At 43.6% G+C, this 13,141-nt stretch carries 9 protein-coding genes; 6 read left to right on the top strand and 3 right to left on the bottom strand.

Annotated features, from left to right (window positions below):
• The first annotated feature begins 50 nt into the window (after positions 1 to 50).
• Positions 51 to 2,837, top strand: coding sequence for a glycerol-3-phosphate 1-O-acyltransferase PlsB (plsB, locus tag RAH45_RS00795; RefSeq protein ID WP_306495381.1), 2,787 nt, complete (start codon positions 51 to 53; stop codon positions 2,835 to 2,837).
• Positions 2,838 to 2,950: 113 nt separating this feature from the next.
• On the opposite strand, the gene ettA is transcribed toward plsB, so the two are convergent.
• Complete coding sequence (gene ettA, locus RAH45_RS00790; protein WP_198327959.1) at positions 2,951 to 4,612, bottom strand: energy-dependent translational throttle protein EttA; 1,662 nt, start codon at positions 4,610 to 4,612, stop codon at positions 2,951 to 2,953.
• 494 nt (positions 4,613 to 5,106) lie between these two features.
• Between ettA and RAH45_RS00785 the strand changes: the two genes are divergently transcribed.
• Both RAH45_RS00785 and RAH45_RS00780 read left to right on the top strand, forming a co-directional pair.
• A complete protein-coding gene (locus RAH45_RS00785) occupies positions 5,107 to 5,397 on the top strand; it encodes a GNAT family N-acetyltransferase (protein WP_198327958.1) in 291 nt (96 codons plus the stop codon).
• 281 nt (positions 5,398 to 5,678) lie between these two features.
• Positions 5,679 to 5,972, top strand: coding sequence for a 4a-hydroxytetrahydrobiopterin dehydratase (locus tag RAH45_RS00780; protein WP_306495380.1), 294 nt, complete (start codon positions 5,679 to 5,681; stop codon positions 5,970 to 5,972).
• A 131-nt stretch (positions 5,973 to 6,103) separates the two neighbouring features.
• Here the strand turns inward: RAH45_RS00780 and RAH45_RS00775 are convergent, their stop codons facing one another.
• On the bottom strand, positions 6,104 to 6,259 hold the full coding sequence (locus RAH45_RS00775) for a DUF1328 domain-containing protein (RefSeq protein ID WP_068407724.1): 156 nt from the start codon (positions 6,257 to 6,259) through the stop codon (positions 6,104 to 6,106).
• A 437-nt stretch (positions 6,260 to 6,696) separates the two neighbouring features.
• Here RAH45_RS00775 and RAH45_RS00770 point away from each other — a divergent pair, with 437 nt between their 5' ends.
• From RAH45_RS00770 to RAH45_RS00760, 3 genes are all read left to right on the top strand, one after another.
• Complete coding sequence (locus RAH45_RS00770; RefSeq protein ID WP_198327957.1) at positions 6,697 to 8,010, top strand: saccharopine dehydrogenase family protein; 1,314 nt, start codon at positions 6,697 to 6,699, stop codon at positions 8,008 to 8,010.
• A 374-nt stretch (positions 8,011 to 8,384) separates the two neighbouring features.
• Positions 8,385 to 9,230, top strand: coding sequence for a hypothetical protein (locus RAH45_RS00765; RefSeq protein ID WP_198327956.1), 846 nt, complete (start codon positions 8,385 to 8,387; stop codon positions 9,228 to 9,230).
• 444 nt (positions 9,231 to 9,674) lie between these two features.
• Positions 9,675 to 10,157, top strand: coding sequence for a hypothetical protein (locus RAH45_RS00760; RefSeq protein ID WP_198327955.1), 483 nt, complete (start codon positions 9,675 to 9,677; stop codon positions 10,155 to 10,157).
• A 103-nt stretch (positions 10,158 to 10,260) separates the two neighbouring features.
• On the opposite strand, the gene RAH45_RS00755 is transcribed toward RAH45_RS00760, so the two are convergent.
• On the bottom strand, positions 10,261 to 12,810 hold the full coding sequence (locus RAH45_RS00755; RefSeq protein WP_198327954.1) for a Tex family protein: 2,550 nt from the start codon (positions 12,808 to 12,810) through the stop codon (positions 10,261 to 10,263).
• Between the last annotated feature and the right edge of the window lie 331 nt (positions 12,811 to 13,141).

Genomic DNA, 13,141 nt, shown 5'->3' with positions numbered 1-13,141 from the left:
CTTTTATGGCATCATAAGCTCACCACATTTGACTAATTTTGATACTGATTATGATACCGAAGTTCTTAAAAAAACGGATTTTTAAAGCGCCCGTCGCAACTGACCATACAGCCTCGACCCCAGAATTCGAGGCTGAGATGTTGCCGGTTGCCTCAACCCTTTATGCTAATGCGCCTATTAACCAGCTTTATCGCAAGCTGTCGGGTCAGCTGCTTGATGTGGCTGTGAAGCCAAAGCTTTTGGGTGAGTTGCCAGAATTTGACGATGACGACAATATCCTTAGGTTTTATGTGCTGCAAGATTATTCGCGCTCCAACAGTATTTTGATTGACCTACAAACACAAGAGCACAATCTGCCGCCCGCCTTGGTCGGTGTGCAAGATATTACTCATGATGTTAAAGAAAATGCCGCCATTATCTTTTTACATCATCCACATGCCAAAGACAGCCAGTTATCACCTCGCCTATCGCGTCTGGTTGCCGCGGTCTTACAACATCCAGAATTACAAGTGCGTTTGGTGCCAGTGTCGATCCTATGGGGACGCGCGCCAGAAAAAGAAGACTCGCTATTTAAACTGTTGACTGCCGATAACTGGGAAGATCCTAGCATCACCAAGCAGCTATTTAATATCGGCGTGATGGGACGTGATACCTTTGTCCAGTTCCATCCGCCGCAGGATTTACGCACCCTTATCCATGACAGCTTAAAAGGTGATGGCGAAGGATTCTCTGTCTTTGATTCTGTTGCTAGCGAAACCAATACCGTACAAAACACCGCGCAAGCTGATACGGCAAACGATGCTAATAAGGTAAATGATATAGCGCCTAGCTTTGCCATGGTTGCGTCAGCCGATGGCAATCGTGAGCTGGTGCGCTCATTACAACAGCAGCTTAATATTTATTTGGATAAACAGCGAGCCAGCATGCTCGGCCCCGACTTGTCAGACAGACGTAATTTGGTCGACAAATTGGTTTATTCGCCCGCTATCAAACATGCAATAGAAGCAGAAGCGGCGGCGTCAGGCACCAGTGTGCGGGAAGCGCGTATGTTAGCCAAGGGCTACGCCAATGAAATGGTTAATGATTACTCACACTCTATCGTGCGCGGTTTTTATAAGTTCCTGACGTGGTTGTGGACGCAGCTTTATGATGGCGTAGAAGTGCATCACTTTGAGCGGGTACGTGAGCTGGCCGCTGATTATGAGCTTATTTATGTGCCTTGTCACCGCAGCCATGTCGACTACTTGCTACTGTCCTACGTCATTTATATGCGCGGCTTAAGCATTCCTTATGTCGCAGCGGGTGATAACTTAGATGTACCAGTATTGGGGCCATTATTGCGCGGCGCGGTTGCCTTTTACATTCGTCGTAGCTTCCGTGGCAACGCGCTATATACTGCGGTACTGCGTGAATATATGCACACGCTGATTACCCGTAATACCCCGATTGAGTACTTTATCGAAGGCGGACGCTCGCGTTCAGGGCGACTGCTGCCACCAAAGATGGGTATGCTAGCGATGACGGTACATAGCCAATTACGCCGGACCAATAAACCTGTGGTATTTATACCGACCTATATCGGTTACGAGCGCATCATGGAAGGCGGCACTTATGTGGGCGAGCTAAAAGGTAAGCCAAAAGAGTCAGAATCACTAATCGGTCTCCTAAAAGTTGGGCGCAAGATTGAACGCATCTTTGGTAATGTGCATTTAAGCTTTGGTACGCCGCTGCATCTTAGCGACTTCATGCAAAAATTCGATGTGCCGGCCAACAGCTTACCTGCTGATCGCACCGACACGCCACTCGATGATAAAACCAGCGCCATGGTGGATAATATCGGCGTCAAAGTCATGCAGCATATCAATAAGGCAGCGGTCATCACTCCAGTGTCGTTATTGTCATTGGTATTATTATCGGCACCAAAGGCGGCGCTTGATGAAGATATTTGCCGTGAGCAAATCGCCCTTTATCAAGGTCTGGCTCAGCACTTGCCCTACTCTGATGATACGATTATCACCGATATGACGCCGCAGCAAATCATCGATTATGGTATTAAGCTAAAACTTATCGAACGCATACCGCATATCTTGGGTGATATTATCCAGGTTGCTGGCAAACAGGCGGCGCTACTAAGCTATTTCCGTAATAATATCCTGCATGTCTTTATTTTATTGTCTTTCTTATCCGCTCTGGTCGCGCGTAACGGTCGCATTGAGCGCAGCCGTCTCAATAGTATCGCCGAGCAGTTATATCCCTTTTTACAAAGTGAGCTGTTCCTCTATTATTCCGCCCATGGTTTGACAGAAACGCTGAATAAAAAAGTCGATAGCCTGCTTGCAAGTGGCCTGATTGTAGAATTGAGTGATGGTATGCTAAGCGTCCCTGAGACCAATAGCAAATGCTATCAGCAGCTACAAGTGCTTGCGACCCCAGTCGAACAAAGCCTTGAGCGTTACTTTATGACCCTTGCCCTACTTGCGCAGCAAGGCTCAGGCAATCTGACCGAAAACGAAGTTGTTGACCTCTGTCATTTGCTTGGACAGCGTTTGTCAGTCCTCTATGCTGACGACATTCCAGATTTCTTTGACCGTGCGCTATTTACCAGCTTTATCGGTGCTTTGATTCGTCTTGATTATCTGCAAAAAGACGAAGAAACTGGCATCTTAATTTTTGATCAGCGCATCGACGATATCGCCCATCATGCTAAATATGTCCTTAGTCCTGATATGATGCAAATCTTGCAGCAAGTGGCGAGCCTCAACGAAGAAGAGATTGCCCACGCCATTACTGAGATTAGCAATAAAAAGCAGCGTAAATTTGGCCGTAAGCGCTCATAAAGCAACGTAAAAGCTGAACATAAAAAAGACCTCTAATAGATTAGAGGTCTTTTTTTATATCTAAAATTATTGTCCAAAAATACTTATGACAAACAAAGTTTTTAGCAAAGATTCTAGGTAGAAATCTTTTTATACTTCATACGTTTAGGACTGGCGTCATCACCCATGGTCTTTTTGCGATAGGTTTCAAACTCAGAATAGTTGCCATCGAACCAAATAGGGCCTTCTTCTTCGAATGCCAAAATATGGGTCGCGATACGGTCAAGGAACCAGCGATCATGCGACACCACCATTACCGTACCGGGGAATACTTGAATGGCATCCTCTAGCGCACGTAAGGTTTCGATATCCAAATCGTTTGATGGCTCATCAAGGAGCAAGACGTTAGCGCCCTGTTTTAGTGTCTTAGCAAGTTGTAAACGGTTACGCTCACCACCTGATAATTGACCGACGTGCTTTTGTTGGTCTGAACCTTTAAAGTTAAAACGGCCAATATAAGCGCGGCTTGGGGTTTCATAGTCGCCTACTTTGATGATATCTAGGCCGTCAGAGACTTCTTCCCAAACGGTCTTTTTGTCATCTAAGTTATCACGTACCTGTCCGACATAAGCGACTTTGACACTTTCACCCAAATCGACTGAGCCGGTATCTGGCGTATCACGTTCGGTAATCATGTTAAATAGCGTGGTTTTACCCGCACCGTTTGGACCGATAATGCCAACGATAGCGCCCGCTGGGACATTAAAGCTGAGGTTTTCATACAGCAGACGATCGCCAAACGATTTAGAGATATCGTTGACTTCGATGACTTTATTACCCAAGCGAGGGCCTGGTGGAATATAAATCTCAGAGGTCTCATTACGCTGCTGGAACTCTTTTGAGTTCAATTCCTCAAAACGCTGCACGCGTGATTTTGACTTGGCTTGCTGACCTTTTTGGTTTTTACGAATCCACTCAAGCTCTTTTTTCAGCGCTTTAGCAAACGATTCTTCTTGTTTATTTTGCTGCTCTAGACGGACGTTCTTTTGCTCGAGCCACTCAGTATAGTTGCCTTCGTACGGATAGCCATGGCCACGGTCAAGCTCCAAAATCCACTGAGCGACATTATCCAAGAAATAACGGTCATGGGTAATGGCGACGATGGTACCGCTGTAGTTCTGGAGGAACTGCTCAAGCCAAGCAACCGATTCAGCGTCCAAATGGTTGGTCGGTTCGTCAAGTAACAGCATATCAGGGCGTGATAACAGCAGACGGCAAAGTGCCACACGGCGTTTTTCACCACCTGATAGTTTGCTAACGTCCGCATCCCATGGTGGTAGACGCAAAGCATCAGCGGCTTTTTCTAGTTGAGTATTTAAATTATGCGCATCCCATGCTTGAATGATATCTTCCATCTTGCCTTGTTCTTCGGCAAGCTTATCAAAGTCGGCATCAGGTTCAGCATATTCGGCATAAATGGCGTCAAGACGTGACAGCGCATCTAAAGCTTCACGCATACCATCTTCGACGTTGCCACGGACGTCTTTGCTATCATCAAGCTGTGGTTCTTGCGGTAGGTAGCCAATTTTGGTACCCGTTTGCGCGCGCGCTTCACCGCTAAAATCTTTATCCACGCCCGCCATAATGCGTAGCAAAGTTGATTTACCCGCACCGTTGATACCTAGCACACCAATCTTGGCGCCAGGGAAAAATGACAGGTTGATATTCTTTAAAATTTCACGCTTAGGCGGAACAAGTTTTGACACGTTGTTCATCGTGTAGATATATTGAGCCATTAACACTCCAATAGACTGCATAGACGAGACGTGCAAACCAGACTTAGCAATCATGCCAAATGGACTGCGCCTCAAAAATCAGGGTTATAAATTGTTTACCATTATCGCATTGTGGCGCAACCCCTGCAAGCTAACGGACTGTTTTACCTGTCTTTATATGCCTTTTAACTTTTTTTGCAGGCTTTTTACGCTTAGCTGTCTGTTTTAGTAGCTTTCTCTGCCAATACCTTTATGCGAAATCACGCCTTACAAAGTCATGTCGTGACGTTTGAATTAAAGTAAGGCTATTAACATTCGCCCTATCTAGCCTTACGGTAAATGACTAGAAAATCCATTTAAAAAAGCTCACAATAAGTGCAATAAAAGGTTAAAACTGTGCAGATTATGCATATGACAGCTATTTAATAACTAATGCTTAAATAATCAATATTCAAGAATAGCCAGTTTATCAACCGCTAGGAATAATTATAAATATCAATAATTGGAGAATTTTTATGAGTAATAACGACAAACAGAATCTAGATATCGTTCACAATGAGCAAGCCAAACGTTTTGAAACGTCAATCGACGGTCATACTGGCTATATCAGCTATCAAGAGCGCGGCGATCAACTGGTATACGACCATACCATCGTGCCACAAGAATTGGGTGGTCGCGGTGTTGGGTCTGCACTGGTTAAGCATGCTTTAAACTACGCGCAGGATAATAATAAAAAAGTGGTGCCACAGTGCTCGTTTGTCGCCTCATATATTGATAAAAACCCTGAATATAAAGGGTTGCTTTAAGCTTAACAAAACAAGCCAATGATAGATAAAGCTTTATAGTAGTAACTATGCTATAAAAGCCTTATCTTGGTTTAAGCGCTAAAACGTACGACTACCCTCCTATTTATCTGACGATAATTATTATATTTTTGCTTGCAATGATGTAATAAAGACAATCAGAATTAGGTGGGTTTTTTGTCCTATGTGCTTTTTGTCATGACATTGGGCAAGAGAAGATATGTAAAGTGAAATAAAAACCCGCAAACCGCTAACCCTCCCTAATAATAATAAAGGATATCACCATGAGTAGTTTATCTAACCAACAAATCGACTTACAATTGGAAGACTTGGCTGGCTGGCGGCGCGACGGCAATAGTATCGTCAAAAGCTATCATTTCAGCGATTTTATTGAAGCGATGAGCTTTATGAATCAAGCCGCTTTTTATGCCGAAGCGCTCGAACATCACCCTGAATGGAGTAATACTTATAACATTGTTGATGTCCGCCTGACCACGCACGATACGGGTGGTATCACAAGCCTAGATATTCGCCTTGCAAAACGTATGGAACATATTATCCAGCCTAAAACTTTCTAGAACCGTATAAGACGTTTGGTACTAAAAGTAATCAAAATAGTCAAATTTTAGCCATAAAAAAAGTCCTCAATCGAGGACTTTTTCTTATTACCAATATGGAAAATTACGACCTAAGCAGTCACTGTTCTCTATTACATACGGCGACTAACAAATGCGACAATGAATAGAATCACAGCAATGGCTAGTAGGATATAAGCAAAGTTTGCCGATAGACCAGCGACACCGCCAAAGCCTAAGAAACTTGCAATCAATGCGATTACCGCAAAAATAATGGCCCAACGAAACATAATATTCTCCTCAAATTATGGTTAGAAACTAGATATACAGCTAGCAATTTTGGTTATTAATAAACTATTTATCAATCAACCGTTTTACCACTGCACTCTTTTCTTCCTGAAAGTCTTCTTTTTGTTTTGATACAACTTATTACTGCGTACGAATATAGATTAGCAATGATTTTCTCTAAAGAACGTTCATTTTGGTAATAATGTCGATAGGTTATGTAAACTTTGTAGCAACTCTTACCATTTTTAAGTTTTTACTTGGCTTTTCAAGACTTATGTGTAGAGATAGTGAATAGTTACTTAAATTCGCTTATTTTTATGACAAAATCTGCTATAAACCTAGATTGGCTACTTTCTGCAGATTACATATCTAACGTCAGTTGCATAATGAATAAAAACAGCTATTTAGCAATAATCGCTATTTAATAAGGAAAATAACTATGAATACGGAAAACTCAAACGAAACAGCGGCATCAAAACAAGCATCAACAAATCAAGAGCCTGCAAACCCTAGTGAGAAGCGTCCTTACGCGGTAGTCTTGTACGGTGCAACCAGTTTTGTGGGTCAGATTACGGCGCATTATTTAACAGAATTTTTATCGAACGCTAAAGATAAAAATGACGAGAATGTCACGTGGGCGATAGCGGGCCGTGACGAAGAAAAGCTCAATGAGCTACAGTCTAAGCTTGCCAGCAAAGTCGATATTATCATTGCTGATAGTAACGATGCGGCTAGCCTCGATAAGATGACCAAACAAGCCCAAGTTATTATCTCAACCGTTGGCCCTTACCTAAAATACGGCGAGCCATTGATTAAATCTTGCGCTAATAATGGTACCGATTATGTCGATCTGACTGGCGAAGCGATATTCATCAAAGATATGATGGATAAATATCAGGACGCCGCCAAGCAAAGCGGCGCGCGTATCGTCAACTCATGTGGTTTTGACTCTATTCCGTCGGATTTGGGCGTCTATTTTACCCAGCAGCAAGCACAAGAAAAATTCGGTAGCGCTTGTGATGTGATTCATATGCGCGTCAAAGCGGCAAAAGGTGGTTTATCTGGCGGCACGATTGCGTCGATGGCGACAATTTTTGAAGAAGTTGGTCAAGACAAATCACGCCGTAAGCAAGTGGCAAATCCTTATCTGCTCAACGATGACAAAGATGCACCAAACGTGCGCCAAGATAATGTCAGCAAGCCAGAATACGATGAAGAGCACAAACGCTGGCTGGCACCATTTGTCATGGCCAGCATCAATACCCGCATTGTCCATCGCAGTAACCAGCTGCTTGGTTATGAATATGGTCGCGACTTTAAGTATGACGAAGCGATGTGGATGAAAGACGGCGTAAAAGGTAAATTATCAAGCTACGCGATGAGCGCAGGCTTAATGGGTTTTGCCACGGCGATGATGATTAAACCAAGTCGCGAGCTGTTATCTAAACATGTGCTGCCTAAATCTGGCTCAGGTCCTTCTAAAGAAGAGCAAGAAAACGGCTATTTTGATATTCGTCTGTTTGGTGAAACTGCTAATAACGACACCATTAATACCAAGGTAACTGGCGATAAAGACCCTGGTTACGGCAGCACCTCGCGTATGTTGTCGCAAGCAGCTTTATGTCTCGCGCAAGATATCAGTAAAGACGATGTCGGCGGTGGTTTTTGGACGCCTGCTTCGGCGATGGGTGATCGCTTAATGGAACGTTTAGAAGAACATTCTGGTCTCAGCTTTGAAGTAGTAGAAGATTAATAGTAACTATAGCTAAGATTAAAACAAGATTTAGCTCATTGAGTATGACTTTAACTAAGCCAGTAACGACCGCTTCTTGGTAGCAAGAGGCGGTTTTTTTATTGCTTATATTCTTTACCTTGTTGCTCATTACATTTTAGACAAATGTTAATAAACGATAAAAGCGTATTTCTTTGGTAAACGATGTTGCCCCTTTGCCCTTTTTCAATACATTAAGCTACACATTTCCAGACTAATGTCACAGCCATATTGCTATAACTCACGTAGGATTAAACAGGTTATGGCACGGATTTTATAGACCAAGCCTAAGTTCAACAAGCCCAAAGAAACATATTAACAATAACTACATTAATAACAACTAAGAGGGAATGACTATGAAATTAAATGTATTAACAGCCGCAGTTTTGACATCCGGTGTCGCCATGTTTGCGAGTACCGCCAACGCTGGTATGACGACTGATAACCATGGTAACGTTGGTTATGACAGCTACGATGAATGTGTCATGGCGGTCAAAGATGGTTCGGCAAAATTTTATACGCCTTATACTTACCAAAAACCAAAAATGCAGGCAGGCGAAGCGTCGATTAAAAAGATGCGTTTGTCTGAGGTCATGATTCCTCAAGCCGTGGTCAATAGTAATAATTTACAAGCCAGTGATTATTCAGCCGGTGCTTGTGATTTGGGCGTTGGACAGTCAAACGGCCGCTATGGTGTCTCAGGTCCTTTAGTGGGTAAATACGTACCTATCGCTGCTGATATGCCCGTCAACGTCTATATGGACAAAGCCGGTAATCCGGTACGTCTCAGCATGCAGCAGTGCGATAACCACTTTGGCGCCAAATTCCCCACCCCTGTTGTCAGCGACGCTAAAGAAACTGAAGCGCCAGCGCCAGAACCTCAAGTTGCCATCACTGAAGAGCGCAGTATGGAGCCAGTCGTTGTCGAAACTACCCGCGTTATCCGCCCTGCTAAGTATCGTGTAAAAGAAGTCATCATTGCGCCAGAAGACCAAATTAAACGGGTGAATACCGCAAGCGGTACGGCAATTGCGGTAGAAGATGGAGCTAATCGCGCCGTCATCGTTGGTGAAGAAGCAGATAGTAGCGTCCTTGAAGATACCGAAATCAGCCAAACCTTTCCTGTGATTCGCGTGCCGGACAATAATACCCAGCAACGCGTGGTCGATCCAAGAACTGGTAAATATGTGATCGTTGAATAGAATGTTGATAATTGAGTATTAACCATACAGTCTTTAAAATTAGAAAGGAAAGCAAAAAAGACATTTTGCTTTCCTTTTGTCGAGCCTGACAATAACGCTACAATAGTTGCACAAACTCACTTACAAACACCGCTCTGTGAGAGTTTTAATCGATGCGCTACTGAACCCATGCTTATTTAGTTGCTATTCTCCTATTAGATTTTTATCACTGACCCAGTTCAGCTTATAAAACTCTTTAACCAAATCAATCATGATAATCGTTCAATGGTTATCATGATTTTATTTTGTCTATAGTTTTAATGTTAGATATATTAAATATATAAATGCGAAATACTAAATGAATTGGTATAGCAATTTTATTTTATACAACAATACTCAATATAAGCGTCAAGTTTAAAACTCCTTAAACTGACATTATAAGATTGTAAATTAAGGAATGGATTAATGAAAAAAAGTACTCTATCTTTATCGTTACTTATGGGCGCAGCGCTCACTATCCCAAGTTTGGCTATGGCAGCCCCTACTGCTAGCGAAGCAGTAGAAGATGCAGCCACTGCAACCACCCTCGAAGCTGAAGGCACTCCTACAAATGAAGCCGCAGCCGATCACTCTAATCCATTTCAGTTAAGCGAAACTCAAACGATCAAAAGAGCACAGGTTAATAATCTTGCTAGCCAACAGCCAATGACTACTGAGCTACAAGCTGAGCAAGCGACAATTCAAAATACCATGCAAGAAGACATGCAGGCACAACAAGCCGCAATACAAAATCCAGAAGCAGCAATGCAGCAACAAGCCATGCAAGATGATGAAGCAGCGATGCAACAACAAGATTTGCAGCAAGCTATGCTAGATGAAGAAGCAGCCCTACAAGAAGAAGCGTTATCAGAAAACGAAGAAGATGCCGAGCCAACGCAAGCGCTATAAAACATAAATAGCGAAATCAATTTTAAAGAGAATCCTCCAATATATTCTCAATAAAAAAGGCAGCCAGATGGCTGCCTTTTTTGGTTAATCTTTATGATAAATATTATTTTTTAGTTTTAGTAACGCCAGCTTCCTGCAACAGCGCGCCAAGCGTGCCTATTTTATTAGGTGCTTCTTTATGAGATGCGCCTGCTTTCTCCACTCTAGGTGCTTTACGACGGTTGTTGGCATTATCTTTATCTTGACGATTGCCACGTGGTTTTGACGAACGCTTATCAGCCGCTGGACGACTATCACTTGGACGGTTGCTACGTGGACGATTGGTTTTATTCTCATTACCCGTACCTTCTGCAGTTGACTTCGCAGCTGAGCGTACGGGTTTTTCAGATTCAGGCTTCATACTAAAGCCGATACGGCCGCGTTTTTCGTCGATAGAAATCACACGTACCGAGACGATATCACCAGGTTTGACGCGGTTCATCGGGTCAGCGACGAAATCATTGGCCATTTGTGAGATATGCACAAGGCCATCTTGGTGGACGCCGACATCAACGAAGCAACCAAAGGCTGTCACGTTGGTAACAACACCTTCAAGCTGCATGCCCTCGCTTAAGTCTTTAATACTATTAACGTCTTCACGGAAGTTAGCCGTTTTAAACTCAGGGCGCGGATCACGTGCAGGCTTGGCAAGCTCTTCGATGATGGCTTTGACACTGATATTATCATCATTAGCAGCGAGCGCAGTGGTATCGATGCTGTTTAACACGCCATCGTTACCGATAACTTCTGGTAATGCTTTACCCGTCTGCTCAAGTAAGCTGTCAACCAACGCATAGCTTTCTGGATGCACACCTGTCGCATCAAGGGGATTGCTACCGCCGTGCACACGTAAGAAACCTGCCGCTTGCTCAAAGGTTTTTACCCCTAAGCGTGGGACGTTCTTTAATGCTTCACGGCTATCAAAGGCGCCGTGCTCTTTACGATAGGTGACGATTTGCTGGGCGACATTTTTATTCAAACCAGCAATATGCGCCAAGATAGCAGGACTTGCTGTATTTACATCAACACCAACGGCGTTCACGCTGTCTTGCGTGACTTTATCTAAACTATCTGCCAACTGGGTTTGGTTGACATCATGCTGATATTGACCAACGCCTATCGCTTTTGGGTCAACCTTAACTAGCTCTGATAGCGGATCTTGCAAGCGGCGGGCGATAGAAACCGCACCGCGTACCGAGACATCTAAATTGGCAAGCTCGTCGCTGGCAAGCTCACTCGCCGAATAAACTGACGCGCCTGACTCATTAACGATTACGGCTTTGGCTTTTAACTCAGCGTTGGCAGCCAAAATCTCTTTAATCATCGCGTCTGTTTCGCGGCTCGCGGTACCGTTGCCGATAGCGACCAAATCTACATTATAAGTACTTAATAATTCATCGATGACTTTTTTGGCTTCATCCATCTTATTATCAGGAGCGAATGGATAAACGGTTGCGACGACAGGCTTTTCTTCGCTATCTAGCATGACATGGCCTTGGGCATCGACAATCGCCATTTTGACGCCATGACGAATACCAGGATCGACACCTAAAATCACTTTACGGCCGGCAGGCGCTGACATGAGTAAATGCTGTAAGTTATTGGCAAATACATCAATCGCATCGGCTTCAGCGGTCAGACGTTTTTCTGTCAATAAACGATGCTCGATATGCGGACGCCATTTTTCTTTCCATAAACTGGTCGCGGCTTCTGTTAAAAACTCTTGACGTTCTGCTGGCGCTTTGGCATCAATCTCAAAGTGCTTAACGATTTTTTCAATAAATGGCGCGTCTTCGCCTTCGATTTTAAGACCTAAAACGTTTTCTTGGCGACCGCGCAGCATCGCTAATAAACGATGATTCGGCAGACGCGCAAGGCTTTCACTATGTTCAAAGTAATCTTTGAACTTCTCACCAACTTCGCGTTTTTCTTCACTGGCGACGCTCGATACGATACTCGCCGTTTTCGCAAAGCCACTGCGTAGATTATCGAGTAAGTCTAACGCTTGCGTCCATTCATCAACGATGATGGCTTGTACGCCTGCCAATTGCTTGTCGATATCGCTGAAGTCGACTTCAATCTCATTACCACTATCATCGGTAATGCTAGATTGGACTTGATAGTCGGCAAGTGCTGCTGTCGGCGTAATCTCTTGCGTTAAGACCGCTTGTGCTGCCACATCAAGACCGGCGGCACGTGCTTTAGCAGCCGGCGAACGGCGACGTGGACGGTATGGCAAGTAGATGTCTTCAAGCTCAAGTTTCGATGTCGCATTATCAATACGCGTCTGCAGCTCGTCAGTCAAATTACCCTGCGTGCTTAGCAGCTCGGTAATTTTAAGGCGACGGGTTGCCATATCACGCTCATAATTGAGCGACTTCTCTAAAGCTCGCAGCTGCGCATCGTCAAGATTCTGCGTCTTTTCTTTACGGTAACGGGCAATAAAGGGAACGGTCGCGCCTTCATCGTAAAGTTTGACAAACGCATTGACTTGAGCAGTCTTAATGCCAAGCGCGCGAGCAAGCTTGTCGTGAATATTCGCGTGTGTGGTTGCATCCAAAACCTGTGCATTTGTCGAGGTTTGAGATGGCGTTAAGGTATCAGTGCTACTCATAGACGTATCAATCGTTGAGAAATGTAGTTTTGCATTATAGCAAAAGCTGCATGAATAAAAATCCTTTTTATCTTTTCGTTATTTATCACCTGTTTTCTGGCAAAAATCGTCTGATATTGTCCGTTCTTGCGCCCTGTTAAACAAACGCATACAGCATTTAGCATTATCATTGATGCAATTATTACAGCAATCTTATACACTAAAGTCTTAATCGTACAAATATTGCAGTTTACTACTGTACTGAACACTAGTTTGTTATACTTATTGATTTTTAGCAATCGATGGAATGATTCCTAGCTAGTAACACTAATATTGTTACCTTTATGGACGC

The organism is Psychrobacter sp. van23A, assembly GCF_030845275.1.
GTDB classification, from domain to species: Bacteria; Pseudomonadota; Gammaproteobacteria; order Pseudomonadales; family Moraxellaceae; genus Psychrobacter; species Psychrobacter faecalis.
This window is presented reverse-complemented; position numbering and strand designations above follow the sequence as displayed.